This is a genomic window from Yoonia maritima (genome assembly GCF_003003285.1).
GTDB lineage: Bacteria > Pseudomonadota > Alphaproteobacteria > Rhodobacterales > Rhodobacteraceae > Yoonia > Yoonia maritima.
This window is the reverse complement of the sequence record NZ_PVTP01000002.1, coordinates 338,518-364,033: the sequence shown is the minus strand read 5'-3', so window position 1 is coordinate 364,033 and position 25,516 is coordinate 338,518. Positions and strand designations below refer to the sequence as shown.

Sequence of the window (25,516 nt, the reverse complement as noted above, 5' to 3'; positions counted from 1 at the left end):
TTAGGCGCGGCCGTATGCGCCGCCAATGGCGATCTGCACCGCTTCGGCGGCTGAACGCTCTGCCCAAGTCACCAATTGGATCGCTGGATAGTACTGTTCGCACGCGCTCACGGCGGCTTTGATCATGGTGTCAATTTGATCTGGGCCAGCCATCTGATCACCAGCAAGCATCAGGCCATAACGATAAACCATCAGCTTTTGCTCGTCCCACCATGTGAACGACCCAGCCCAACAACGATCATTGATCGTGTTAAGCGCCTCGTACAGGGCGGGCATCCGATCGGCTGGTGGCTCCATTTCATAGGTACAGATCAAACGCAGCGTTTCATCATATGCGGACCACGCCAATGTCACGGAATAAGTGCGCCACTGACCTTCGACAACCATTGCGATTTGATCATCGTGAATGCGGTCGAATTCCCATTCATGATGCTCTGCGATGTGCTCCACCAAATCAATCGGGTGAAGATCCTCTGCCTCGAGATACTGTTCGGACAATGCCATATGCTCGGCCTCGCTACTTTGGCGCATGGGTCATGGCAGTGCCCAAGCGCTAGGTGCCTGCTCTAGGGACTGTGTTATTTACGTTCCGCCCCTACTACATATCGTGCGGTCATTCAGGGGATTCTGTAAAGCAGTTTCTTGGGGATAAGTCAGAGACGCGAAAAGTTTTCTGGGGATAATTGCGTTTTCCATCGGCAGAACACAAAGTGCGTTGCAGATATAGGAGCCTCCCAATGAATATTGATCTACTTAAACGCCTTTGCGAAATGCCGGGTGTTCCGGGAAACGAAGACCGCGTACGTGATCTTATTTCGACCGAAATCGAAGGGCTGTTTGATGAAGTCACAGTCGACCCAATGGGGTCACTGCTGTGCAAGCGGAATGCCACCGGAACCGACCCGCTAAAAATCATGCTACTTTGCCACATGGATGAAATTGGCTTTCTGGTCAGCCACATCAGCGACAAAGGCTATCTTTATCTGCAACCTGTTGGTGGCTTTGACCCGCGCAACCTTTTCTCGCGCCGTGTATTGGTCTGCACAGACGATGGGGACTATAAGGGGGTAATGAACCCAGGCGGCAAACCCGTCCACATCGCATCCCCCGAAGATCGCAAAAAGGTGCCGGAACTCGGCGAATTCTTTGTCGACCTTGGAATGGGAGAAAAGGCCCGTGATGTTGTTAAGGTCGGTGATTTCGTTGTGATGGACGAGCCGTTTTTAGAAATGGGCGACAAATTTGTATCCAAAGCATTGGACAACCGTATCGCTTGCTGGCTCGGCATCGAAGCGATACGGCAACTTGGCGACAAAGGCCATGACGCAGAAATCCACGTGGCATTTACCTGCCAAGAAGAAGTCGGCCTGCGTGGCGCGCGCACCGCATCTTATGCCATCAAACCTGATATCGGCATCGGCATCGATACAACGCTTGCCTGTGACACCCCCGGCATCCCAGAAAAAGACGCAACGACTCAGCAAGGCAAAGGCTTCGGGCTTCATGTCCGCGACAGCTCATTCATTGCAGACAAGGCCTTAGTAAAAGAAGTTGAGTCATTAGCGATCAAGAATGACATCCCCTACCAGCGCACCATGCTAGCGGCTGGCGGCCAAGACGGCGCCGCCGCACAGCAAGCAGCTGCAGGTGCACGTGCCGTCGGCATCGTCGTAGGAACACGCTATATCCATACTGTGACCGAAATGGTCGAAAAAGGCGACTTGCAAGCCGCGTTGGATATCATTGTCGCCTACCTCAGCGAATTTTGAACCGCCTGACGATCACAACCGAATTGGTCCGCGCAGTGATCGCGGACCAGTTTCCACAATGGGCCGCTCTGCCCATACGCCCGGTCGCAAGCTCTGGCTGGGACAATTTCACATTTCACCTTGGCGACGACATGTCGATCCGGCTGCCAAGCGCCGCACGCTACGAACCGCAGGTCGCTAAAGAGCAAAAGTGGCTGCCCCGCCTCGCCCCACATCTTCCCGTGCCAATATCAGCGCCCATCGCGATGGGCATCCCATCCGCAGCATACCCCTATTATTGGAGTGTCATGCGCTGGTTGCCCGGCGCATCCGCAGATCAAGCAGCCCCTGAAAATCAGTCAAACATTGCACGCGATTTGGCCCGTTTTCTAACAGCGTTGCAATCCATTCCAAACCAAGGTGGCCCGCAACCAGGGCCACAGAACTTTTATCGCGGCGGCCTCCTCAAGACTTATGATGACGATGTGCGACGTTGCCTAAATATGCTCAAAGGACGTTTCAACACCGCACACATCACGGATATATGGGACACAGCCTGCGCAACTCACTGGGAATCCCCACCCGTTTGGGTCCACGGAGACATAGCCCCAAGCAACTTTTTGATCGCAGAAGATCGCCTCGCTGCGGTCATCGACTTTGGCGGATGCGGTGTTGGTGATCCTGCGTGTGATCTGGTCATCGCATGGACTTATTTCGCGGGAGATGCCCAACGGGTATTCCGCGAAACGGTAAATATGAACGCAGATACCTGGGCGCGCGCAAAGGGTTGGGCGATTTGGAAAGCGCTGCTAGTGACCTGCGATAAAGGCGGCGACACCGAACACCTTAATCACCTCTTGATTGAAATGAGCGCTACCAGCAAAAAGTTATAAGCTCATAACGCCCAGCAATGGAACCCAGCCTTTCAAAACCAATGACTTTCCCAAAACCATAGCAAGTGCGGTCAGCGCAGCGGGTCGGACGAAAACATAAAGAACAAGCCAGAACCCCAGAAACACGATTCCCCAATAATAAAGGCTATCGACATGATCGCCATACCCCATTGGGCTTAATAACACAGTGATTGAAGGGGACGGGTTCACAGTTACGCCACTTAGACCAATAGCACCTATACAAAAAAGTATAAGACCGGCGATGGATGAAACGAGACTGGAAAGATAACTCATCACAAAACCGCCAAGTGGGAGAATAGTTGGTTAACTGCTATTTCTCAGCCAATATAAACGAAATTTTAGTATGTGGTCAAATCTAAAAATTGAAAATAAACAACCCAAGGGATGTCAAACATTTACACCCTTAACTGCAACACTAACAGCTTTTGCACGGCATTTTCTCACCAATGCTATAAAGGGATGCGTTCCACCCTGCGGTGAACCGTAGAACATTGCCGCAAACAGCAAAGCAATAAGAATAATATCGATCATAGCATCTCTCCACAATTCCACCACGAGTTGTGCAATTTAAGTACATCTCGCAGTTAAACCGAATAAGGGGAAAAATGCCCGCAAAATGGCAGACTTGGGGTAACTCAGCGAAAATCCGCCAATAACGTAACGGCACAAACTGCGCCCCAATAGTTCACGCACATGAAAAATTGAGGAAAGCCAGCGCGTGCCCGCCTTCCATTTCGAGGTCCAGAATTACTTCGCCTCAAGCGCCGCGATACGCGCAGCAAGCGCTTCGTTTTCTTCGCGGGCCTTTTGGGCCATCGCACGCACCGCGTCGAATTCTTCGCGCGTTACGAAATCGCGGTCAGCCAACCAGCGATCCATCATAGAAGACATCGCTGTCGACGCTTCGTCCTTGGCCCCTTGCGCAACACCCATGGCATTGGTCATCAGCTGGCTCAGGTCATCAAAAATCTTGTTCTTGCTTTGCATAGCACTCTCCGTTCGCGGTTACGTTCTATATGGGCCTTGGGACCTCTGCGCACAAGCGTTGTAGCTGGTTGACTTCGCCGCAGCACCAAGAGAGGAATAGCGCATGTTTGCAGCGATCCCCTTCCCCGATATTTCGCCCGAGATCATCTCGATAAACCTCTTTGGTATGGAACTGGCGCTGCGCTGGTACGCCATGGGTTATATCGTTGGTATCGCGATTGGCTGGCAGCTGATCAAACTGGCGCTACGCCGTCCGCAGCTGTGGCGTAACGGTCCGCCAATGCAGGAAAACCAGCTTGAGGATCTTCTGACGTATATCGTCATTGGTGTGATCGCTGGCGGGCGTCTGGGCTATATCTTGTTCTATAAGCCCAGTGAGTTCCTGTCCAACCCACTTGATATCATCAAGATTTGGGAAGGCGGGCTTTCATTCCACGGCGGGTTCCTTGGTGTTATCCTTGCCGTGATCCTATTCAGTCGCCGCAAAAAGGTTCCACTGTCTGATCTTGCCGACATCATTGCAGTCGCCGCAACGCCCGCGATCCTGCTGGTGCGTTGTGCTAACTTTATCAACGCCGAACTCTGGGGACGCCCCACAGATTTACCTTGGGGCGTGATCTTCCCGGGCCAAGCCGCGCAATCATGTGCAACGCTCCTAGCGGACTGCACACGCCACCCGTCGCAGCTTTATGAAGCAGGGCTCGAAGGCCTGCTTCTTGGCACGCTCCTGATCCTGCTCGCCTTCCGCTTTAACGGGCTGAAGAAGCCTTGGCTGCTGACCGGGACATTCTTTGCCGGATATGGCTTTGCCCGCTTCCTTGTTGAATTCGTGCGCCAGCCAGACGCGCAATTCCAAAGTGTCGGAAATGAGCTTGGGCTTGCCTTCCACTATAATGGTTATGGGCTGACAATGGGACAGACGCTGACCTTACCGATGATCATCATTGGCCTGACCGTCGTGGCAATGGCGTGGCGCCGATGACACCGCTTGCGCAGCAGCTTATTGCACGGATCGGACGCACTGGGCCGATCACGCTTGGCGACTATATGGCCGAATGCCTCCTGCACCCCGACTACGGTTACTACGCCACCCGCGACCCATTGGGCGCAAAAGGCGATTTCATCACCGCGCCCGAAATCAGCCAGATGTTCGGCGAACTCATTGGGCTTTCACTAGCCCAAAGCTGGCTCGATCAAGGGGCACCCACACAGATTGCACTCGCAGAACTTGGGCCCGGGCGCGGCACGCTGATGGCCGACATCTTGCGCGCGACCAAATCCGTTCCGGGTTTTCATGCGGCTTTGACTGTACATTTTGTCGAAGCCTCCCCGGCCTTGCGCAAAGCCCAAGCCAGCGCCGTCTCCGAAGCTGTCTGGCATGATGATGTCACGACCTTGCCTGATCTACCTTTGTGGCTGGTCGCGAATGAATTCTTTGACGCGCTCCCGATTAGGCAGTTTGTCCGTGAAGGCACGGGATGGCGTGAACGGATGGTTGGCGTCAGTGATGACACCCTCACCTTTGGCCTGTCAGCTGCGGCACCTCTGGCCATGCTGGAACACCGGATCGCCGACACCAAAGACGGCGACCTAATAGAACATTGCGCCACCCTGCCCGGCGTCATGCAGCATATCAGCCATAAGATCGCAGATCACGGCGGCACGGCGCTGATCATCGACTACGGCGACTGGCAGTCATTGGGCGATACGTTGCAAGCACTGTCTTCCCACAAAAAAGCCGATCCACTAGCCGAACCCGGCACTGCTGATCTGACGGCACATGTGGATTTCGCAGAAATCGCGAGCTATGCCGCCCCTGCCAAATTCAGCCGCCTGACACCACAAGGTGTATTCCTTGAACGACTGGGGATCACACAACGCGCGCAAAAGCTGGCGACCCGCTTACAGGGCGCTGCACTTGAAACGCACGTAAAAGCACATCGGCGCTTGACCCACCCTGCCGAAATGGGCGACCTTTTCAAAGTGATCAGTATCTATCCTGTTTCGGCAACCCCGCCCCCCGGATTGGAACCATGACTCTCGACATCATCACCAGCCCCGACCTAGACGGCACAACGCACGGATTCTTTACGCGTCGTGGCGGCGCATCATCCGGCGTGTTCGCAGGATTGAACTGCGGTTACGGCAGCTCTGACCAGCATGATATCGTCAGCATCAACCGCGCACGCGTCGCCCAGGCAATGCACGTCGCACCCGATCACTTGGTTGGCGTACACCAGATACACTCTGCCGACGCGGTCATCGCCGATGGCCCGCAAGACCAACACCCCAAAGCAGACGCGATTGTCACCGCGACCAAAGGTATGGCGCTGTCGGTTTTAACCGCAGACTGCCAACCTGTTCTTTTTGCCGATAGCAAAGCAGGCGTCATCGGTGCTGCTCACGCAGGATGGAAGGGCGCCCTAAACGGCGTGCTTGCAGACACGGTCAGCAAAATGGAATCCCTTGGCGCATCAGCAGCCAATATCACAGCAGTCATCGGTCCGTGCATTAGCCAGCGCGCCTATGAGGTCGGACCCGACTTTATGGATCAATTCACCGCGCAGGATCCAAAACTTGATCGCTTTTTTGTCGCCGGAAGCGATGATCGGTTTCACTTTGATCTACCGGGTTTTGGCCTGATGAAACTGCATGAATGCGGCATCACACAGGCAAGCTGGACACACAATTGCACCTATAGCGATCCTGATCGGTTTTATAGCTACCGACGTACAGTCCACCAAAAAGAAGCCGACTATGGCCGTTTGATCGCCGCGATCTCACTTTAACCATAAGGTAAAACATCATCAATACGCCCAATAAATGCCTGAATTACAGCTAATGCTCGGCAATTAGGCTCACATCCGTGGGCCTCGCAGATCACGAGGGACGATGATGAAGCAACGTTGGCAAGCCGCGGTAACAACCGCAATACTCAGCTACAATAGCGTACTTCCTTGGCAGCGCGGAAAACCAAGGCAACTTATGATTGCACGCAGAACTTAGCCTATGTTCGCTTTGGACATGGCGAAATTCGGCCAAGTAAAATCAATTTTTTTGACATTTCGTCTTCACTCCACTTTGATCAAGAAATCAAAATTTCCAATCAAATTTGCACCTTAAGTGCAAAAGTTTGATCGAACCCCGATAGGCATCCACATGAACCCACCCCTTAACACTGGGGCCGACCCCACAATTGGCACGACCAACACCGAAGCGGCGCGGCGGAGCAGATATGCCGCAAGCAATATTCCGACACGTAAATACGAAATCAGCTATCTTCTCCCTAACGGAGACATTGCCGAAATGTCGCGTATTGCACCAGCTTTGCCTGCATTTGAAAATGCTTTCGGGGCGTTAGGACGGGGTGCGATGGTCGTCACTAGCAATGGCCCTATGACGATTGAGGATCTGCTGCCAGGTGATCGCGTACGTCTTGCCAATGGTGAATTCGAAACATTGTTATGGCGCGGCGCAATGCTGATCCAGCCGGATGACACGAACACCAACAGTGAAAACAACTGCCTCACGCGCATAACCGCAGAGTCATTAGGCCCATCACGCCCATCACCAGATTTGATTCTCGGCCCGACCGCACATATCCTTCACCGCGCGACGGGTGTCCGTACCTTGACCGGGAAACGGGCCGCTTTTATTCCCGTCCGCGATTTCATCGACGGCAGCCAGTTCATTGAACTTCGCCCAGCGCAGCCAGTGAATGTCTTCCAACTTGGATTTTCGCGTCAGGAAAGCATCTTGGTCAATGGCATCGAAATAGAAAGCATGCACCCCGGTACGTTCTTCGCGCTTGGTCTGCGCGGTGAAATGCTTGTGCAATATTTGTCTTTGTTTCCGCACAAAATTGATCTGGATGATTTTGGCGAAATGCGAAACCCGCGCCTTCGCTTACGTGATCTGGAACTGCTTGAATAGTTGCTTCCAAAAACGCCACATCAGCAACACTGATGCGACCGCCAATCCAACGACAAGCCCCATCCAAAGCCCGGCGGCGCCATACCCGAACCAAAACGCCAGCACATAACTTGCTGGTAGGCCGATCACCCAATAGCTGATCGTTGCCATGACCATCGGGACAGCAGTGTCCTGAAGGCCACGCAATAGACCAAGCGCAAGCACCTGTGCGGCATCGACGATTTGAAACAAGGCAGCAATCACAACCAGCTGCGCCCCGACAGACACCAGCGTCAACCGAGCAGGTTCATCAGGGTCAACAAACAGTGACACCAAAAATTCTGGGAACAGCATAAACAATGCTGAAGTGACCAACGCGAACAATCCGGACATGCAAATCGCAGTGATTCCACCGCGGCGTAGCGATACAGGGTCTTTACGACCAAGAGCCCGCCCCGCCCGCACAGTCGCGGCTTGGCTAAAGCCGATGTGCACCATGAATGTCAGGCTCGCCAATTGAATAGCGATGCCATGCGCCGCCAGTTCAATCGCACCAATCCAGCCCATCATGACCGCGCTTGCACTGAACAATCCGCCCTCGGCCAACGACGTTAAGCCAATCGGCCAGCCAAGCCGGAACACGCGGTTTAAAATCTCGCGGTCACTACGCAGGAAATTCTTGAACAGTTGATACTGTGGCAAGACGCGTAACGTATATCCCACCAGAATAGCGACCGAAACAATCGTCACCGTAACAGACGCAATCGCAGCGCCACGAATACCCAATTCGGGTGCGCCCCAATTGCCGAATATCAGCGCATAGTTAACGAACCCATTCATGACGGCAGTCCCTACCGTCGCCCATAGCAGCACTGAGATATGTTCAAGTGCTGACAAAAACGACTTTAGCGTCATCACGATCAGAGCCGGGATCATCTGCCAAATTGTGATCTGTAGATAATAATGGGCCAACTGCGCCACATCTGCATCTTGCCCAATCGCAATCAGAATATCTTTCGCCCAGAAAAACGGGACAGTCACTGCAAGCCCGTAAAAGATCGACAGCCATAGCCCCATGCGGGTCACACGGCGAACTTGGGTCTCATCCCCTTCTTCTGCTGCAGATGCAACCAACGGGGTAACGGCCTGTGCAAACCCAGCGCCAACAATAAACACCACGAACAGCATCGTGCCCGCGATGGTTGATGCTGCAAGCGCAGTCACATTATACCAACCAAGCATAATCGTATCGGTCATGTGGATCGCAAACTGCGCCACATTGCTTAGGATTAATGGCAAACCAAGCTTGGCCACCGCCCGGATATGTTCAGGGTATGATTGTGCGATACGTTCCATATGCAAAGGCTTATGGGGGATTTTACCGCCCGTCCATAGACATCAATGCGCCTCGCGTGACATGTTGACTGAAAACCGGAGACAACGATGGGAAGCGACTATGAACGAATAATTTCCGACGCGCAGCCATTCTATAAACAGCTTACTGCCAACAACACCAAGGATTGGTGGACGCAAAATAGGGCGACCTATGACGACCAACTGAAACCAGCCGCGCTTGCGTTACTTGATGATATGATCACCCCGCTGTCTGAACTTACAGACGCCCCGATAAAGACAAAACTGTTCCGCCCGCATCGTGATGTCCGGTTTTCAAAGGACAAGACACCTTACAAGCCACACCTGCACATGATGTGGCAAATCGAATCCGGCGCTCCTCAAAACCCCATCTTTTTCTTTGGTGTTGGTGCCGATTATGTGACCGCTGGTGCGGGCATGATGGGATTTGAAAAAGCAATGATCACCAATTGGCGCGAGATGCTTGATCTAGATACTGACCGTATGCTTGCCATTCTCACGGGGCTTGAAACCGCCGGTTTTGCATTTCGGGAACCGGCGTTGAAACGCGTTCCGCCCCCTTATGACAAAGGTCATGCAGCGGCATCGTTTTTACGCATGAAAGCTGTCGTTGCCAGCCGGCCAGTTACGCCGGACACACCGTTAAATCAAATCCTGACCGATACGTTCACAAATTTGTGGCCGCTCAACAATCTTTTGATTTCAATTGCCGAAGCTTGATCCGGGTGGATTAAAATCCACCCTACGATGCACTACGCTCTAACCACCCTTGGTAATGCACAACGGGCGCACCCGTGAATGGGGCCATAAGTGATACATCAAAATGAAAGCGTCCGTCTTTTTCATACTCACGCGATACGCTTTTGGGCAGCGCAAACTGTGGCAATGGGATCGGCCCAACACGTCCAGCTATCACTGGGAAATGCAGTTGGTCCTCGTCAACGTACAACCCAAGCGTAAACGTGAATGGTCCGAACCTCTCGGTCATCTTACCCTTATGTCGGCCTAGATAAGATCTGAATTTTTGCCCATCAAAACTTCGCTCCCAGCGTTCACCACCGTTATAAGGCGTCATCATCACGCTCACCGGGATATCTGAAGCATCTGTAGGAAAACGAAATAGCGCCCCTAAAAGGCGCGCCCATGTAGATTGTCCGCGTGTGACGGCACCACGGCCAACCCAGCGTCGCGGCCCGTATATTGCGTGAAGCTCTTGAACCGCGGCTGGTAGATCCTGGTTTCCCGCCTCAAGATGGCGGGCAAACAAAGGCTGCACTTGTTGAGTTAACGTTTCAGTCGATACCGCTAAATCAGCCATGCCATCGCGTATCGCATCCAATGAAATGATCGCGACGGCTGGCCTTGCCCCTTTTGGTATCGTGGCAGGCGCACGCAGCACCACGCGAGCAGCGACTGCGGGAATGTACGGCCCCTCGCCCTTGGTCGCGACCATTCGCCATGTCCGGCGTTCCCATCCCACGCTTGACCGCACTGTGACCGCAACCGACATACCGCCCGCATCCGTCCCAAACGGATAAAGCAGCTTTGCCAGCCATAGCAGCAAACTGATCAGCCACTCTGGTATTGGAAATCTCCAAAAGCCGCGCAGCCAAGAAAGGACGGCCAACGACCAGTTCATCACCCCAAGCTCTAGCCCCGCGCGAAACAGCACAGAACGCGCCCCAAAGGCCTGCGCAAATAATCTGTGATCGGGAACCTCAATCATCCAGCCTGACCGCACAATCCCCTTGCCTATGTCGAAACGCGCAGGGCGCGACCAACTGCGCATTGGGACATTAGCGCCATCTATCGGCACATCAAAATCGGCACCGCATTGATGCAGAATACTCGCTACGACAGACCGTCCACGTGGGGCGCGGTTTCCCGGTAGGATTCCAGTATTGATCGTATCAACTTCATCCGCACCTTTGATGAGTTCAGCCACGGCCGACGACGAAATCGCCGGCACACTCGACACACCGGACAGCACGAACACGCCGGCAGCCTTTGCCGCTTCGTCCAATGCGGCAATTCCGGCGCAAAAGGCAGGATCATCCGCCAGATCAAGATAATTCACGCCCTGCGCGATGCAGGCCTTTGCAAACGAATATGGGTCATCACCATATGCGTGAAACGGACCTGCGGCATCAACAACTGCATCAGGTTTCAGTGCCCAAAGCGGTGTCAAATCACCAGAGCGATCCACGGCCAAATGCCCAGCGCCGAACTGAGCAGCCAGTGCCTCTGCCTTTTCAACAGAACGCCCAGCCACGATAACCTCGTGATTATCACGGGTGAGCAAATCAACCAGCTTTGCCCCGAACACGCCGTAGCCACCAAGGACGATAATTCTCACGACAACAACCTCGCGCGGAATTTCGGGTCGGGCAAGGTACACATATCCCCGCGTCCAAACAGAGCATAGCGGTTACGGGCGACACGGGCGTATAGCCAATTGCGGATTGGACGCGGGATCACCCGCAAAGCCACGAACAATCGGCCCCACCCGTCAAAGCGTTGTCCAACCCGGATCAACGCATCAAAATCGCGCCAAACGGTCCCATTTTCAATAAACAACCAAGTATCCGGATCTAACGGATCAAGCCCATTGTCACGCATCAACGCCGCCCCGGTATCAGATTGGATCGGGGCGATCTTAATCTCGCCCGACTTATCAAGCCGATGGATCATACGTGCACCCCAACTGCAAAGGGCACAAGTGGCATCCATGACGGCGACTAGCTGATTTGTTTGTATCATTCGGCGTCCACTTCACTAACCTTATTGAGTGAAGTGACGCCAATAGCAATGGGCCGCGAATCTAGTCACGGGTAGCGAAATCTTGATTGGCAATGGCCTCTCTGCGGGACAATGGGTGTGTTCGCTACAAATGAACCAATGTCGGCTTTGAGGCAGCCGCCAACAAACAGTCGTATCGGGAAGCCAAAAATCGAAAAGGACATAGAGCAAATTATGTTAAGTAGTTTCCAATGTACTTAATATTTTAGAAGCGTACATCGCGGTGAAAGAATGAGGCGAAAAGGGGGTGTTAATGGCTGTCGATTACTTCGGAAGATATTTTACTGATGAAGGTTTCAAGTTTACTGAGCTTATAAATGATGATTTTTTCCAACCTGTTCGATTGCTGTTTCAAAATCGCCACTACGTTTCAGCTTCAAAACTCTTATTTGTTGCCATCGATTCCATAGGCTTCATCGAGTATGGGGATGAAAGACATAATACGTTCATCAAGTGGTTAGACACATATTCCGATATTCAGAAGCTAGGAATCACCTCCGCAGAATTGTGGGAACATCGAAATTCACTTCTGCATATGAGCAACTTAAACTCTCGAAAAGTAGAATCTGGCCATACTAGGATGCTGGTGGGCTATGTTGGTGAAATGCCTGCCGAAGTCGAGCTTGATACCAATAAAACAGGATACTACGAGATTCCCAGATTGATAAAAACTATAGGAGAAGCCTGCGGAGAGTGGTGTCTTACCTATGACAAAGAGCGCGACAAAATCCACAAATTTGTAGAACGGTACGACCTGATAGCTTCAGATGCTAGAATGTTAGAAATTCCCTTAGAAAGGTAGGTTAGCATAGGGATATTGGGACGAAATAAGACACCAATAATTTTGCAAACGACCACTTTTGAAATTTAACGCATCAGCCCTTATCGTTCCACAAAGGCTCGTTTTGACATAGTCGTAATAGCGGACACCCGTGCATCAAGCTGCATCCATTAATACGGGCTCTAAGCTGACCTTGGTAGCGATCAAGGCCTAAACACTTCGACGTTATGGTACGCATCACCCCAACACATCCCGCCAAGAATGCTTGGGCGCGAACCCGACCATCTGCTTGGCTTTGTCATTGGCATAAAACGTCTCGTCCGGGCGCATCTTCCGTTTGACGGGAACACCTTCATAAAACTGCGCGATGACTTCGTCGGATGTGATCCCAACTGACATGTCGTCGTTGGCGACGTTAAAGACCTCATACCCCAGCCCATCCGTTTTTAGGCAGCAATCAACCATATGCCCCAGATCGCGCGCGTCGATATAGGCAAAGATGTTACGGCGGCGCAGCGCGGGGTTTTCCATAAAGGCTGGGAAGTTCGTCGCGTATTCATGCGGCTCGATCACGTTGTTGATCCGCAGCCCATAGATGTCGATGCCTGAACGGGCCTGAAACGACTTGGCCGTCATCTCATTGCAGACCTTAGACATGGCATAACTGTCGTGCGGCACGGTGGGGTGATCTTCGTCGACGGGCACGAAATCGGGTTTCACCTCACCATCAGCAAAACAAACGGCATAGGTGGTTTCGGAACTTGCGAAAATGACCTTGGGGATACCCAGCTTCACGGCAGCTTCGATCACATTGTATGTGGTGATTGTGTTCTGGCGAAAGCATTCGCCGTCCGTGCCGATCATCACGCGGGGTACAGCCGCGAAATGCACGACGGCATCGTATTTCGGCACACCGGTTCCCGCATCCAATTCATGAAAATCAGTAAACTGTGACATGGCCCCAATGACTTGTCCCGCATCTGTCAAGTCAATCAGCAGCTCAGATACATCCAAACCCGACGGGGTCATATCCGCATTTACGACCGTATGGCCCTGCCCTTGCAAATAGGTAATCGCATGTTTGCCAGCCTTGCCGCTGCCGCCCGTAAAAAAGATACGCATGGTTTGTCTCCGTTTTCGACCACCGTAGCTTAGTTTCGACGAACCACAACGGTCAGCCTCCTAAAAGGAGCGGCATCCAAAATAATTTAAATCGGGTGAAACTATTGTGAACGACCTTCGTGATTACTAGGCAGCGTAATAAATGCGTAGCCTAAACCAGCTTTTAACAAATCTTACCCCCGTACACCGCGGAACATTATCAAGCGAGATCACTAACAATGCCAACTTCGTTCAAAGTCTTTTCTCTAGGGCAACTTCCGATCTGGGACCCGCAAGAGGGAAACACCACGTTGCAACAGTCTGCGGTGACTAATTCTTTGGGAACCTATGGCTCGTCAGAGGCCCCTTTATTTCGGGATATCAAAAACTTTGATCCTGCAGGAAATGGCTTCGGTGGAGGCTCGGCGACTTCCTACGATATAGACAATAACTCCTCAAACGATCAATTTAGCATTGATGGCGGCCCAACCCAAACGTTTGATGCTATTATGGTGTTCAACGCTGTCATTACGTACAAAGATGGAACCACCGCAACGATCACTGCCAACGTTATGCAAGACGTCAACGGCAACTCATATTGGGTCCCAGAGACCATTGAGAACGCGGATCAGGAAGCAATCAATGCGCAGGCTATTCGCTCACTTGAATTGGTGTCACCAATATACGCGAATAATAATGCAGGTCAGGGCTATAACATGGCCGCTGACCGGGCTGATAGCGATCCGCTTTGCTTTACGCGCGGCACATGCATTGCCTGCCCAAGTGGGCCACGAATGATCGAACACATCGCAGAGGGCGATCAAGTAATGACGATGGATCATGGTATCCAGACGGTCAGATGGATCGGCCGACGTACTTACGCCGCAGTTGGTCGCCTCGCACCCATTAAAATCAAGGCTGGCACACTGAACGCCATCGTGGATATAGAGGTCAGCCCACAGCACCGTATTCTGCTGCAAGGCCCAGAGGCCGAACTATTATTTGGAACAAGCGAAGTCTTAGTTCCCGCCAAACACCTCGTGAATGACGACACCATCACCGTGCGACGCGGTGGCGAAGTCGAATACATACACTTACTCTTTGATCACCACGAAATCATCTGGGCGGATGGCGTCGCCGCGGAAACGCTATTTCTAGGTGAAACAGGCAAACGCGCACTAGATGCCGAACAATTAAAGGAACTGCACACAATATTCCCTGAGCTAAGCGACTTGAAAGCCAGTACCATGAAGACGGCGCGCCTAGTCGTAAAGGGGTATGAAACCGCAGCCCTGATTGCCGCAAACAGCGACAACCAGACATCAGCGCCCATCGCTCAGGCCATCTAAGAAGACCTGCCAGAAACACGTTACGACTGCTCCGATTTATTCGGCTAGGCCGCGCCTACGCACATTCCGTGATTGCTCCATCCGCGACAGGCTGCCATATTAGCCCAAACCAAAAGAATGAGCAGTACCATGGCCGATGATCTTCTCTCTGGGGGCGCTTCCCCTGACGACTACAATGCATCCTCTATCGAAGTGCTTGAGGATATGGAGCACGTGCGCCTACGTCCCGGCATGTATATCGGGGGAAAGGACGAACGCGCGCTGCACCACATGGTCGCAGAAATCATCGACAACTCCATGGACGAAGCGGTCGCCGGACACGCCACATGGATCGAGGTCGAGCTGCACGAAAACGGTCACGTCACTGTACGCGACAACGGGCGCGGTATTCCGATTGGGGCGCACCCCAAAGACCCGACCAAATCCGCGGTCGAGATCATCTTTTGTACGCTGAACGCGGGCGGTAAGTTCTCGGGCGACAGCTACCAGACCTCTGGCGGCCTGCACGGCGTTGGCTCTTCGGTGGTGAACGCCCTGTCCGATCACCTGCGTGTCGAAGTCGCACAGAACAAAGAACTCTACGCGATGGAGTTTTCGCGCGGTGTCCCCAAAGGGAAACTTGCGAAAATCGGCGCAGCGCCAAACCGGCGCGGAACTGCGGTGACATTCCACCCTGACGAAGAAATCTTTGGCAAACTGACGCTGAAACCCAAAACGCTATTCAGAATGGCGCGGTCAAAGGCATACTTGTTCTCCGGCGTTGAAATCCGCTGGAAGACGGGAATCAACGATGGCGACACCCCACTCGAAGCCACATTCAAATTCCCCGGCGGCTTGGCCGACTACCTGACCGAAACCATGTCAGGCGCGACGACCTATTCTGAAAAACCCTTTGCAGGCACCGTGTCGTTCCAAGACAAATTCAACGTCCCCGGCAAGGTCGAATGGGCGATCAACTGGACCCCTGCCCGCGACGGCTTCATTCAGTCCTACTGTAACACCGTCCCCACCCCCGAAGGCGGCACGCACGAGGCCGGCTTCTGGTCCGCGATCCTTAAGGGGATCAAAGCCTACGGTGATCTGGTCGGCAACAAAAAAGCCGGGACAATCACGCGCGAAGACCTGACCACAGGTGCCGGCGCACTTGTGTCCTGCTTTATCCGCGAACCGGAATTCGTCGGGCAGACAAAGGACCGTCTCGCCACAACTGACGCCCAGCGAATGGTCGATGCTGCCGTGCGTGACCACTTTGACAACTGGCTCGCCGCGGATACCAAATCCGCAGGCGCGATCCTTGATTTCCTTGTGCTGCGTGCCGAAGAACGTCTTCGCCGCAAACAAGAAAAAGAAACATCGCGTAAATCCGCGACCAAGAAACTGCGTCTGCCGGGTAAACTGACCGACTGTACGTCCAAAGACCGCGTCGGCACCGAGCTGTTCATCGTCGAGGGTGACTCGGCTGGTGGTTCTGGTAAAGGCGCGCGTGATCGTAAGACACAGGCGCTGCTACCGCTCAAAGGTAAAATCCTTAACGTCTTGGGGGCTGCATCGAACAAACTGTCGTCCAACCAAGAAATCAACGACCTCTGCGAGGCATTGGGCGTTGGCATGGGGACGAAATTCAACGTTGATGATCTACGCTACGACAAGATCATCATCATGACCGATGCGGACGTCGATGGGGCGCATATCGCGGCGCTGTTGATGACGTTCTTCTTTACCCAGATGCGGCCGCTGATCGACCAAGGGCACCTCTATCTGGCCTGCCCACCGCTCTACCGGCTGACCCAAGGCGCGCGGCGCGTCTATGTGGCCGACGACGCCGAAAAAGACGCGATGATGGAAAAGGGCCTAGGCGGCAAAGGCAAGATCGACGTGCAGCGGTTTAAGGGTCTGGGTGAGATGGACGCAAAAGACCTCAAAGAAACCACGATGGACCCGGCCACCCGCAAACTCATCCGCGTCACCGTCCACGACGACGAACCCGGCGATACAGCCGATCTGGTCGAGCGTCTGATGGGTAAGAAACCAGAACTGCGGTTCCAGTACATTCAAGAAAACGCGCAGTTTGTGGAGGAGTTGGATGTTTAGGGGTGATCCATCACCTTAAAAGCAAGCCCAAAAACCATATGGCAAAGCTGTCTTTTACCGAACATAATACACAGTCCAACATAGATCGTTCGGTGTTTCGCGATGCGGTACTATTCCTGCTCAATCGTATGAATACTGAACTAATGCTATTGTCAAAATCGTCCAAACTTCTGACCGGGTCGCAATTCAGAGTTGCTACAGCACTATGTATGACTGCATGTCAAACCGGTACAAACATTTCGCGTTTAGTCGATCCGATATCGTTGTGCAGCAAAGATGCGCTGCCGCTTGCCCGGACCTTCTATGAAAGTTGTTTGAATGCCTGCTGGCATCTAGCTGATGACGGACAACATGCCTCCAAATCGGAACTCTATACCGTCTATAAGTCCTACAAAACTCAGAAACAGCACTACAGCTTAGGTAAGACCTCAGGCTTCATAGAACGTGAACCAAAAATGGATCGCAACTTGCCAATAGTTCAAAGGGCGATAAATACTTTCGAACCTAATGGCAGTTCATCAAAAGTAAAAAAATGTTTCGACATCACGCGAGCTCAGATGTTGAATGAAGTAGGCGAAGTATCCAGATTTTCTGCAATTTTGTTGGAAGGTTGCGAAAATATGAACTGGGAGAATGCGTCAGAAATAGCCCACGGTTCATTCTACGGCTTCGAACTATTGCAAGCCAAAAACCGAAGTTCAGTGGATCCATTCGCACATATTGAAAACTTCATCGTGACAAATGCTTCATATGTTGTAGTGGCATGTGCCGATGCTGTTGCGCGAATGGCAAGAGCAAAGGTCACCAATTTATCCAATGCCAAGCACGTAAGTGATGCTGCAAAGCTATTCTATCAAGAAGAAATTCCGGAATTAGCTGAAAAAATAGAAACGCTGTCGTAACTGAATCCTAGGTTGCATACTTGCCTGTGCCGTGGGTTTCAGAAACATTTGTGACTACACAGGCATACAACCTTGTACCATCACGAATACCAATACAGGGCAGCGCTTGGACCTCGGGGTGGGTGCGAAGCGCCCTCCCCATGGGGGAGGTCCGGGCGCTGCCCGGCGATGCCAGGCGGGACGTGGATCAGACCAAACCACTCCATCGCACGCGCCGTTAACCCGGCCAACGCCCCACACATGTCCGACGCTTTGCCGACGCAAATCCGACGTGATGCCGACAGCCCAAAAACCCTTAAAACAAAGGCGTTAACCTATGATTCGCAGCCCCGCCCCGTAGGGTGGGTTTCAACCCACCGCACGCTGACAAAAGCAGCCCTACTCTTCGCGCTGTAGCAGCTCAATGTAATCAGTCAGCAGCAATAGCTTGGTCGGTACAGGCGTTCCCAACCCGTTTTCCTCGACAATCACGGTCGCGCCCAGATCGCCTGCGCCGAACTCCGGCATCGCCACGCTAAAGTGCGCGTCGCGTTGTAGCCCGTCGATGGTGCTCATGACTTGGTCCCGTGGAAACACCCCACCATTGCGCGACGCGATCGTCGTCAGGTCCGGCGGCACAGTATCCAACCCACGCGCATAAGGCCCATCGCCCTGTGCATTCGCACCATGGCAGCCTGCACATTCGGTTGCGAAAATCTCTGCCCCTGTTTCAGGTTCCTCGACACAGGCGGCCAGCGTAAGCGCCGCAAACATCATCAAGTACCGCATGTATATCTCCCTATTTTCATCACGTTAGCAGTATTGCTACGGATGACATTGATCTAGATCATCTCTAACACGCCAGCGGTCAGACGCACCTGTCGGTCCATCCGCGCGGCAAGTTCAAGGTTATGTGTCGCAATGACCGCCGCCAGCCCGGTGTCGCGCACCAACGTCATCAGCGCGTCAAACACTTGGTCCGATGTATCAGGGTCAAGGTTCCCTGTCGGCTCATCCGCGAGCAAAAGCGCGGGTTCATTCGCAAGCGACCGACAAAACGCCACCCGCTGCTGTTCCCCACCCGATAGCGCCGCCGGACGATGCGAGGCCCGCTCTGCGATGCCAACCTTGCCCAGCAAATCCATCGCCCGCGCATGCGCGGCCTTTTCAGTTACCCCATTGGCTAACTGTGGCAGCACGATGTTTTCAAGCGCGGTAAACTCAGGCAGCAAGTGGTGGAATTGATAGATAAATCCAACCGTACCGCGGCGCACGGCAGTCCGTTTGCGATCCGACAGATTGGTCATATCCGTCCCACCAATCGTCACCGTCCCTGTGTCCGGCGTATCCAGCAGCCCGGCAATATGCAGCAGCGTTGACTTACCCGCCCCCGACGGCGCGACCAATCCAACGACCTCGCCCGGCTTCACGGATAGCGAAACACCTTGCAGCACACGGACTTCGTTCGGTTTTCCCGCGTTATAGGTTTTGGTCAGCTCTGCGACCTCAAGCGTGAAATCATTCATAGCGCAGCGCCTCGACTGGGTTCATCCGGGCGGCACGGCGCGCCGGGAAAATAGTGATAATCCAAGACAGCCCCAGCGACAGCGACACTGATTTTAAAACGTCAGATAGGTGGAGTTCAGCAGGCACAGCATAGATTCCACGGATCGAAGGATCCCAAACGCCCCCGCCCGAGACAAAGTTCACGAAGCTGAAAATCTGGTCGATGTAGATGGCAAACAGGCAGCCAAGCACAACGCCGCAAAGAGTCCCGACAGTCCCGATCCCGGCACCACAGATAAAGAACACACGCATGATCGACCCTTCGGTCAGCCCCATGGTCCGCAAAATTCCAACATCACGCCCTTTGTTTTTAACGAGCATAATTAGACCACTAATGATGTTCATCGACGCCACCAGCACAAGGATCGACAGGATGATGAACATCACGTTGTCTTCAATGGTCAGCGCGCGCAGATAGCGGCGCACGCGGTCTTCCCAGCTAAAAGCCCACATGCCAGCCCCTGCTGCATCCGCGATGGGTTGCTTGAGCCCTTCTGACAGGGTGATGTCGTCGAGCTGAACCGCAAGCTCATCCGCGACGCCATCGCGATTAAAGATAAACTGTGCGACATCCAGAGGCAGATAGGCACGTACCTCATCAATCTGATAGCGCCCGGTCGAAAAGATATAGACGACATCGTAGGCGTTGCGCCGTGTGGATTGCCCCATGGGCGTCGCCGCCCCAGAGCGTGTCGTGATCTCGATCCGGTCGCCAATGGTCACCCCAAGGTTCGCAGCCAGTTCAGAGCCAAGCGCGATCCCGTTGGGCAGATCGTCGATGTTGCCATAGCTACGGTCGCTTTCAACGATGGCGTCAGAAACCTTAAGGTCTTCAAGCCTGATTCCATAGATATCAGCCAGTCCCAGCCGTCCAGATGCATTCGCCATCGCCTGCCCGCGTACCAGCGGAAACACGTCAGTGACATGGTCCTGCTCAAGGATACGCGCCGAGACGGCTTCGTAATTGTCGATGGTCCCACCCGGCTGTTGCACTGTGACATGCGCATAGGCACCCGCGATGGTATCAACGAATTCAGCGCGAAATCCTGACCGCACAGCAAGCGTCGCAATCAAGGCGAAAACGGCCAAGGTGACCCCGATAAGACTGATCCAAGTCATCACGCTGATGCCGCCTTCGGCACGTTTGGCACGGATGTATCGCCAAGCGATCATCCATTCGAATTTGGCAAATGGGCGAGTAGACGTCATGAAATCTCTTTTTCTAGGTGCCGTGCGCGATACGGCTTAACCGTGGTTACCAGTGTTCAAAAGCGGGGTAAGGTCGCGCCCTGCTGAGGCTGCCTTACTCTGCGCTGCCCACAATAGACCACGACGTAACATCTCGTGCGCAGGGCCGCCAGAGATGACGTTCGCCTGATGCCCCAGCGCATTATAATAAACGCGCCCAAGCCCCCATTCACGGGTCCATGCAACGGGCATATCAACAGCACCATTCGGGCTGTGGTACCACGTCACGACATCCGTTCGGGTGGTCGCCAAGACGTTATTGGCCGGATCGACATGCAAATAATACTGTTCAGTTGCCACGTCAAAATCGTCGATACCCGCGACAAGTGGATCATCAGATGTAATCGTCACCCGATGTTTGACACCGTCACCACCCGGATGCGCGACCCAATTAGCCCCAGTGATAAATTGCCAAAGCGGCGCAGCACGAAACGCATCACACATACCACCGTGGCAGCCAGCGATGCCCGTTCCATGCACCACCGCTTCCGAGACATTGGTCGCGGCCTCGCGGGAAAGATCGCCCATCGTCCAGACGGGTACGATCAGGTCATAGGTTTTGAGCGTGTCACCATCGTCGAAGCAATCAAGGCTACCAGCCAGAACGGTTTCGATGCCCGCGTCTTGCAAAATTGCGTCAAAAATCGCTGCGACTTTATCGGGCTCATGACCATCCCAGCCGCCCCAAGTAATCAACGCTTTGGTCATCGCTTTGCTCCTGCAAGTGGCCGAATATGGCTTTGTTGTTCAACATGTGGCTCCGGCTTACGGACCGGCGGATCGGCCTTAACGCGTAACGCAGGCGCTGGTCTTGCGGGTTTCCGTTTGGGCCGAGCACGGCGAAACGGCATAGTGAGCATACCCAATACTGCGCCAAGAACGGCCCAGCCCCCCACAAACCCAGTACCCGCGGCAGCGGCACCCGCGGTGCTAACGGGAACGGCAGGGATGAAATCCTGCCAAACCGCCTGAAAGGTTTCGGTGTCTGTCATGCGATGAGGCATGAGCATCCGTTCAATCGGCGACGCGTCGCGCAGCGCAATGAGGTTGTCGCTTAGTCGCGTATGCCGTGAAATGGTTCGCCGCCACATGGCCTCTTGCCCTTGCATCAAGGGAACCGCCGCCATCGCTTCCAACATTTCTTCGCGGCCAAGCCCCTCTTGCAAAGCGGTCGTGTCAAACTCTTTTACTTGGCGTGACAGTTCATCCACCTGCCCACCAAGTCGTTGAAGATACTGCTGCGAAAACTCTGGGAATTGGGACAGACCGGCAGCCCCAGCAACCCCGCCTGCAAGGCAAAGCACCCGGATCATATCCGGCATCCCGTCAAATCAGTCTGTGTCATCTGCTGCCTCAACACATGTTATTTTCGGGCAGCATAACAGAGATTTCGCGACCCGTTAACGTATCTTGAAAAAATGGGCGCTGATCCGCAAGGACCGCGCCCATTCCAACACATCAAAGTACTGTGTTCGCTTATGCGATACCTTCGTAGATCTTTGTGATCTTTGCGATAGCCTCTGCTGCGGGCATCTCGGTAGCTTCGCCCGTCCGGCGGCAGGTGACTTCGACGACACCGTTTTTGATGCCACGCGGTCCAATCGTGATCCGCCAAGGCAGACCAATCATGTCCATGGTGCCGAACTTGGCACCAGCACGTTCATCACGGTCATCATAGAGCGGCTCTAGTCCCGCAGCGGTGAACTGTTTGTACAGGTCCTCGCAAGCTGCATCGCAGGCCGCATCGCCGGTACGCATGTTCAAGATACCAACGTGGAAAGGGGTGACGCCTTCGGGCCAGATGATACCTTTGTCATCGTGGCTCGCCTCGATGATCGCACCCAAAAGGCGGGACACACCAATACCGTGCGATCCCATGTGGACAGGCACTTTGCCGCCTTTGCCATCATCGACCAGCGCACCCATTGCATCAGAATACTTAGTCCCAAAGTAGAAAATTTGGCCAACTTCAATGCCACGTGCGGTACGACGACGCTCCTCAGGAACGTCAGCAAAGACTGCTTCGTCATGGGTTTCATCGGTACGGGCGTAACGACTGGTGAATTCGTCCATGACAGCAGCACAAGCAGCCTTATCATCATAATCGATCTCGCGATCACCGAATTTCAAATCGGTAATTTCGCTGTCGTAGAACACCTCTGATTCACCAGTATCCGCCAGAACAAGGAATTCATGCGTATCGTCGCCTCCGATGGGACCGGAATCAGCACGCATTGGGATCGCCTGAAGGCCCATACGTTCGTAGGTGCGCAGATAGCTAACAAGGTGACGGTTATATGCGTGCAGCGCCTCCTCTTTGGTCAGGTCAAAGTTATAACCATCTTTCATGTAGAATTCGCGGCCACGCATCACGCCAAAGCGCGGGCGGACTTCGTCGCGGAATTTCCACTGGATTTGGTACAGCGTCAGCGGCAAGTCTTTGTAGCTGGTAACATGCGAACGGAAAATGTCAGTCACCAGTTCCTCGGCTGTTGGCGTGAACAGCAACTCACGGCCACCGCGGTCTTTGATGCGCAGCATTTCTTCGCCGTAGGCATCATAGCGGCCACTTTCGCGCCACAGGTCCGCCGACTGGATCGTTGGCATCTGTATGGCGATGTGGCCCGCGCGCGCCTGTTCTTCGTGCACGATGTTTTCGATCTTGCGCAGCACTTTGAAACCAAGCGGCAACCACGAGTAGATGCCCGCGCTGGCCTGTTTGATCATGCCTGCCTGCAACATATAGCGGTGGCTGACGATCTGCGCCTCGCGGGGCGTTTCTTTGAGAACAGGGAGGAAATAGCGGCTCATGCGCATCGGATCGACCTTCTTGGAAATTCGGTTAGGACGGGTGTAATCCGCGCACGCGGCCCTCGCAAGCGCTGACATGTGCCCAAATGGCCAGCAATCGCCTGATAATTTGCCTACTACCCTTGCACAGGCCTGCGCCATACCGCATCTAATTAGGTAAGTAACAAGGGGTGATAGATGGCGCTGCCAGTTCAACAACAAGCAAAATACTGGGGAATCGTGACTGTTGTCATGCTCGTCGTGCTTTGGTTTTTGGGTGATGTGATCCTTCCTTTTGTGTTGGGTGGCGCGATTGCATACTGTTTTGATCCCATTGCGGACCGGCTCGAGGCGGCTGGGTTTAGCCGCACCGCTTCGGTCACAATCATCACTTTGATTGCCGTAGTACTGTTCATCCTATTGATCCTGCTCGTGATCCCGACGTTGATCTCGCAAACGACGCAGCTCATCGACACAGCCCCCCAATTATTTGACCGACTGCGATCGACGCTGACCGAACGGTTTCCGTCGCTTGTCGATTCTGAAAGCACCGTACACAAACAGCTATTGGCGATTGGCGAAGCCATCCAGTCAAAGGGTGGAGAGTTACTTAATGGCGTACTTAGCTCTGCTCTTGGTTTATTGAATGTTGTTGTTTTGCTGGTCATCGTGCCTGTCGTCGCATTCTATCTGTTGCTTGATTGGGACAAGATGACAGCCCGTATCGACGATCTATTGCCACGCGATCACGTCGAAACGGTGCGTATGCTTGCGCGTCAGATCGACAGCACATTAGCATCGTTCATTCGCGGCCAAGGTACGGTTTGTTTGGTCTTGGGCACCTATTACGCTGTCGCGTTGATGATTGCGGGCCTCAAATTTGGACTAATTGTCGGGTTTATCGCCGGGCTTGTGACCTTCATTCCCTATGTCGGTGCACTGGTGGGTGGTGTACTTGCCGTTGGGCTGGCGCTGTTCCAGTTCTGGGGTGGAACCGAAGTCATTGATGGTGAAACAATCATACAAACAACCAATTGGCTCCGGATTGGTATTGTTGCTGGCATCTTCTTCTTAGGTCAGTTCTTAGAAGGCAATATTCTAACGCCAAAGCTGGTTGGTGGCTCGGTTGGGCTGCACCCTGTTTGGCTACTATTTGCGTTGTCAGTCTTCGGATCATTGTTTGGATTTGTTGGGATGCTGGTCGCTGTGCCTGTTGCCGCAGTCATTGGTGTACTGACACGTTATGGGATAGAACACTACAAAGGCGGACGCCTTTATCGCGGACTATCAACGGACGAATAATCATGGCTGATCAACTTACATTCAACTGGCCAACAGGTGTTGCGCTGGGGCCGAACGATTTTTTCGTGTCCGGCGCGAATGCACAAGCATTTGCAATGCTAACCGCCCCGCAGTCGTGGCCCGATCGCAAGCTGGTCGTCGTGGGCCCCAAAGGATGCGGCAAAAGCCATCTCGCCCGGATTTTTCAGTTTCAAACGGATGCGTTGACAGTCGATGCCGGATCGCTTGCGCCTGACTTTCAAACTGATGCTAAATTCGTGATTGTCGAAGATATGGAAATTCTGCCCCAAGCGTCAGAGGAGGCAATGTTCCATCTTCACAACCACCTACGCAACACTGGCGGTACGTTGTTGATGACGGCACAAACCGCCCCTACCCGTTGGTCAATTGCCTTGCCTGACCTAGCCAGCCGGATGCAGGCCACTACCGTAACGCAGATCGACAACCCAGATGACGCGCTATTGTCGGCGTTGATCATGAAGCTATTTGCAGATCGCCAGATGATGCCAAAACCTGCTCTCGTACAATATTTGATGACGCGTATTGAACGATCATTCGCAGCAGCAGCGGACATTGTGAACCAACTTGATGATGCTGCGCTTACCAGCGGTCGTAAGATCAACAAGGCGCTGGCTGCTGACTTGCTGGACAACTAGTCTCCGTATCGCGATAA

Annotated in this window: 27 protein-coding genes; 13 read left to right on the top strand and 14 right to left on the bottom strand. The window is 53.4% G+C overall.

Annotated elements, in window-relative coordinates; translation table 11 throughout:
• Positions 1-504 (bottom strand): type III secretion system chaperone family protein, encoded by a 504-nt coding sequence (locus CLV80_RS04395; protein ID WP_106355229.1) that lies wholly within the window; start codon positions 502-504, stop codon positions 1-3.
• Positions 505-737: 233 nt separating this feature from the next.
• On the opposite strand from CLV80_RS04395, the gene CLV80_RS04390 reads away from it, so the two are divergent.
• Positions 738-1,769 carry a M42 family metallopeptidase gene (locus tag CLV80_RS04390; RefSeq protein WP_106355227.1) on the top strand — a complete coding sequence of 344 codons (1,032 nt, stop codon included), beginning with the start codon at positions 738-740 and terminating at the stop codon, positions 1,767-1,769.
• Complete coding sequence (locus tag CLV80_RS04385) at positions 1,766-2,641, top strand: aminoglycoside phosphotransferase family protein (RefSeq protein WP_207766503.1); 876 nt, start codon at positions 1,766-1,768, stop codon at positions 2,639-2,641. Before CLV80_RS04390 ends, CLV80_RS04385 begins: the two co-directional genes overlap by 4 nt.
• On the opposite strand, the gene CLV80_RS18280 is transcribed toward CLV80_RS04385, so the two are convergent.
• The 3 genes from CLV80_RS18280 to CLV80_RS04380 all read right to left on the bottom strand — a co-directional run bounded on the left by CLV80_RS18280 (position 2,636) and on the right by CLV80_RS04380 (position 3,649).
• Entirely contained in the window at positions 2,636-2,935 is a 300-nt protein-coding gene (locus tag CLV80_RS18280; protein WP_133169747.1) for a hypothetical protein, read from the bottom strand. The two genes, CLV80_RS04385 and CLV80_RS18280, sit on opposite strands and share 6 nt — an antisense overlap.
• Before the next feature lie 114 nt (positions 2,936-3,049).
• The gene (locus tag CLV80_RS18380) at positions 3,050-3,193 is read right to left on the bottom strand and encodes a hypothetical protein (RefSeq protein ID WP_165793317.1); all 144 of its coding nucleotides are present in this window, start codon (positions 3,191-3,193) and stop codon (positions 3,050-3,052) included.
• Positions 3,194-3,409: 216 nt separating this feature from the next.
• Complete coding sequence (locus CLV80_RS04380; RefSeq protein ID WP_106355225.1) at positions 3,410-3,649, bottom strand: accessory factor UbiK family protein; 240 nt, start codon at positions 3,647-3,649, stop codon at positions 3,410-3,412.
• 103 nt (positions 3,650-3,752) lie between these two features.
• Here CLV80_RS04380 and lgt point away from each other — a divergent pair, with 103 nt between their 5' ends.
• From lgt to CLV80_RS04360, 4 genes are all read left to right on the top strand, one after another.
• Positions 3,753-4,631 carry a prolipoprotein diacylglyceryl transferase gene (gene lgt / locus CLV80_RS04375; protein WP_106355223.1) on the top strand — a complete coding sequence of 293 codons (879 nt, stop codon included), beginning with the start codon at positions 3,753-3,755 and terminating at the stop codon, positions 4,629-4,631.
• Complete coding sequence (locus CLV80_RS04370) at positions 4,628-5,686, top strand: class I SAM-dependent methyltransferase (protein WP_106355221.1); 1,059 nt, start codon at positions 4,628-4,630, stop codon at positions 5,684-5,686. The genes lgt and CLV80_RS04370 overlap by 4 nt, the downstream gene beginning before the upstream one ends.
• Positions 5,683-6,438, top strand: a complete 756-nt coding sequence (gene pgeF / locus CLV80_RS04365; protein ID WP_106355218.1) for a peptidoglycan editing factor PgeF — start codon at positions 5,683-5,685, stop codon at positions 6,436-6,438. The genes CLV80_RS04370 and pgeF overlap by 4 nt, the downstream gene beginning before the upstream one ends.
• A 370-nt stretch (positions 6,439-6,808) precedes the next feature.
• Complete coding sequence (locus CLV80_RS04360; protein WP_106355216.1) at positions 6,809-7,582, top strand: Hint domain-containing protein; 774 nt, start codon at positions 6,809-6,811, stop codon at positions 7,580-7,582.
• Here the strand turns inward: CLV80_RS04360 and CLV80_RS04355 are convergent.
• Positions 7,556-8,917, bottom strand: coding sequence for an MATE family efflux transporter (locus CLV80_RS04355; RefSeq protein WP_106355214.1), 1,362 nt, complete (start codon positions 8,915-8,917; stop codon positions 7,556-7,558). The genes CLV80_RS04360 and CLV80_RS04355 overlap by 27 nt on opposite strands.
• Before the next feature lie 87 nt (positions 8,918-9,004).
• Here CLV80_RS04355 and CLV80_RS04350 point away from each other — a divergent pair, with 87 nt between their 5' ends.
• Positions 9,005-9,655: a DUF2461 domain-containing protein gene (locus CLV80_RS04350; RefSeq protein WP_106355212.1), complete on the top strand. Its 651-nt coding sequence runs from the start codon at positions 9,005-9,007 to the stop codon at positions 9,653-9,655.
• Positions 9,656-9,677: 22 nt separating this feature from the next.
• On the opposite strand, the gene CLV80_RS04345 is transcribed toward CLV80_RS04350, so the two are convergent.
• Both CLV80_RS04345 and CLV80_RS04340 read right to left on the bottom strand, forming a co-directional pair.
• Positions 9,678-11,291: a saccharopine dehydrogenase family protein gene (locus CLV80_RS04345; RefSeq protein ID WP_106355210.1), complete on the bottom strand. Its 1,614-nt coding sequence runs from the start codon at positions 11,289-11,291 to the stop codon at positions 9,678-9,680.
• Positions 11,288-11,695 carry a thiol-disulfide oxidoreductase DCC family protein gene (locus CLV80_RS04340; protein WP_106355208.1) on the bottom strand — a complete coding sequence of 136 codons (408 nt, stop codon included), beginning with the start codon at positions 11,693-11,695 and terminating at the stop codon, positions 11,288-11,290. Before CLV80_RS04340 ends, CLV80_RS04345 begins: the two co-directional genes overlap by 4 nt.
• Before the next feature lie 292 nt (positions 11,696-11,987).
• On the opposite strand from CLV80_RS04340, the gene CLV80_RS04335 reads away from it, so the two are divergent.
• Positions 11,988-12,536, top strand: a complete 549-nt coding sequence (locus tag CLV80_RS04335; protein WP_106355206.1) for a hypothetical protein — start codon at positions 11,988-11,990, stop codon at positions 12,534-12,536.
• A 216-nt stretch (positions 12,537-12,752) separates the two neighbouring features.
• On the opposite strand, the gene CLV80_RS04330 is transcribed toward CLV80_RS04335, so the two are convergent.
• Positions 12,753-13,637, bottom strand: a complete 885-nt coding sequence (locus tag CLV80_RS04330; RefSeq protein WP_106355204.1) for an NAD-dependent epimerase/dehydratase family protein — start codon at positions 13,635-13,637, stop codon at positions 12,753-12,755.
• A 488-nt stretch (positions 13,638-14,125) separates the two neighbouring features.
• Here CLV80_RS04330 and CLV80_RS04325 point away from each other — a divergent pair, with 488 nt between their 5' ends.
• The 3 genes from CLV80_RS04325 to CLV80_RS04315 all read left to right on the top strand — a co-directional run bounded on the left by CLV80_RS04325 (position 14,126) and on the right by CLV80_RS04315 (position 17,958).
• Positions 14,126-14,965, top strand: coding sequence for a Hint domain-containing protein (locus CLV80_RS04325; RefSeq protein WP_243394408.1), 840 nt, complete (start codon positions 14,126-14,128; stop codon positions 14,963-14,965).
• A gap of 129 nt (positions 14,966-15,094) precedes the next feature.
• Positions 15,095-17,056, top strand: coding sequence for a DNA topoisomerase IV subunit B (gene parE, locus CLV80_RS04320; protein ID WP_106355201.1), 1,962 nt, complete (start codon positions 15,095-15,097; stop codon positions 17,054-17,056).
• 2 nt (positions 17,057-17,058) lie between these two features.
• A complete protein-coding gene (locus CLV80_RS04315) occupies positions 17,059-17,958 on the top strand; it encodes a DUF5677 domain-containing protein (RefSeq protein WP_106355199.1) in 900 nt (299 codons plus the stop codon).
• 378 nt (positions 17,959-18,336) lie between these two features.
• On the opposite strand, the gene CLV80_RS04305 is transcribed toward CLV80_RS04315, so the two are convergent.
• The 6 genes from CLV80_RS04305 to proS all read right to left on the bottom strand — a co-directional run bounded on the left by CLV80_RS04305 (position 18,337) and on the right by proS (position 23,568).
• Positions 18,337-18,726 carry a c-type cytochrome gene (locus CLV80_RS04305; protein ID WP_106355194.1) on the bottom strand — a complete coding sequence of 130 codons (390 nt, stop codon included), beginning with the start codon at positions 18,724-18,726 and terminating at the stop codon, positions 18,337-18,339.
• 53 nt (positions 18,727-18,779) lie between these two features.
• Positions 18,780-19,463, bottom strand: coding sequence for an ABC transporter ATP-binding protein (locus CLV80_RS04300; protein WP_106355192.1), 684 nt, complete (start codon positions 19,461-19,463; stop codon positions 18,780-18,782).
• Positions 19,456-20,712, bottom strand: coding sequence for an ABC transporter permease (locus tag CLV80_RS04295; RefSeq protein WP_106355190.1), 1,257 nt, complete (start codon positions 20,710-20,712; stop codon positions 19,456-19,458). The genes CLV80_RS04300 and CLV80_RS04295 overlap by 8 nt, the downstream gene beginning before the upstream one ends.
• A gap of 36 nt (positions 20,713-20,748) precedes the next feature.
• A complete protein-coding gene (locus tag CLV80_RS04290; RefSeq protein ID WP_106355188.1) occupies positions 20,749-21,459 on the bottom strand; it encodes a ThuA domain-containing protein in 711 nt (236 codons plus the stop codon).
• On the bottom strand, positions 21,456-22,073 hold the full coding sequence (locus CLV80_RS04285) for a DUF2937 family protein (protein WP_243394406.1): 618 nt from the start codon (positions 22,071-22,073) through the stop codon (positions 21,456-21,458). The genes CLV80_RS04290 and CLV80_RS04285 overlap by 4 nt, the downstream gene beginning before the upstream one ends.
• A 154-nt stretch (positions 22,074-22,227) precedes the next feature.
• A complete protein-coding gene (gene proS, locus CLV80_RS04280; RefSeq protein WP_106355184.1) occupies positions 22,228-23,568 on the bottom strand; it encodes a proline--tRNA ligase in 1,341 nt (446 codons plus the stop codon).
• Positions 23,569-23,739: 171 nt separating this feature from the next.
• Between proS and CLV80_RS04275 the strand changes: the two genes are divergently transcribed.
• Together CLV80_RS04275 and CLV80_RS04270 are read left to right on the top strand one after the other, a co-directional pair.
• A complete protein-coding gene (locus tag CLV80_RS04275) occupies positions 23,740-24,843 on the top strand; it encodes an AI-2E family transporter (protein WP_106355182.1) in 1,104 nt (367 codons plus the stop codon).
• Between the two features lie 2 nt (positions 24,844-24,845).
• The gene (locus tag CLV80_RS04270; RefSeq protein ID WP_106355180.1) at positions 24,846-25,499 is read left to right on the top strand and encodes a P-loop NTPase family protein; all 654 of its coding nucleotides are present in this window, start codon (positions 24,846-24,848) and stop codon (positions 25,497-25,499) included.
• Positions 25,500-25,516: the final 17 nt, after the last annotated feature.